The following is a 908-nucleotide window of genomic DNA, read 5'->3' on the forward strand; positions in this document are numbered from 1 at the left end:
ACCAGCATCACGTGGCTTTCCGTACGGCCCGACACGATCCGCAGGCCGCGCTTCACCAGCGTTTCAGCCAGCACGCGTGCGTTCTCGACCACCTTCTCCTGGTACGCCTTGAATTCCGGCGACAGCGCTTCCTTGAACGCCACGGCCTTGCCCGCGATCACGTGCATCAGCGGGCCGCCCTGGATCCCCGGGAAGATCGCCGAGTTGATCGGCTTCTCGTACTCGGCCTTCATCAGGATCACGCCGCCGCGCGGGCCGCGCAGGCTCTTGTGCGTCGTCGTCGTCACGAAGTCCGCGTGCGGCACCGGGTTCGGATACACGCCCGCTGCGATCAGGCCCGCGTAGTGGGCCATGTCGACCATCAGGTACGCGCCGACCGACTTCGCGATCTTCGCCAGACGCTCGAAATCGATCTTCAGCGAGAACGCCGACGCGCCCGCGACGATCAGCTTCGGCTTGTGTTCCTGCGCGAGCTTCTCGGCGGCTTCGTAGTCGATGTCTTCATTTTCGTTCAGGCCGTAGCTCACCACGTTGAACCACTTGCCCGACATGTTCACGGGCGAACCGTGCGTCAGGTGGCCGCCGTGCGCGAGGCTCATGCCCATGATCGTGTCGCCCGGCTTGAGCATCGCGAAGAACACGCCCTGGTTCGCCTGCGAACCCGAGTTCGGCTGCACGTTCGCCGCTTCCGCGCCGAACAGTTGCTTCACGCGGTCGATCGCCAGCTGCTCGACCACGTCCACGTATTCGCAGCCGCCGTAGTAGCGCTTGCCCGGATACCCTTCCGCGTACTTGTTCGTGAGTTGCGAACCCTGTGCAGCCATCACGGCCGGGCTCGTGTAGTTTTCCGACGCGATCAGCTCGATGTGATCTTCCTGGCGGCGGTTTTCCTGCTCGATCGCGGCAAA

The 908-nt window shown here is 64.0% G+C and carries 1 protein-coding gene; it reads right to left on the reverse strand.

What is annotated here, in order from left to right; genetic code table 11:
* A partial coding sequence (glyA, locus tag G3N99_RS41150) for a serine hydroxymethyltransferase (protein ID WP_346778527.1) occupies positions 1-899 on the reverse strand: 899 nt, incomplete at its 3' end.
* Between the last annotated feature and the right edge of the window lie 9 nt (positions 900-908).

Source organism: Burkholderia sp. Ac-20392 (assembly GCF_017104585.1).
Classification (GTDB): Bacteria; Pseudomonadota; Gammaproteobacteria; order Burkholderiales; family Burkholderiaceae; genus Burkholderia; species Burkholderia lata.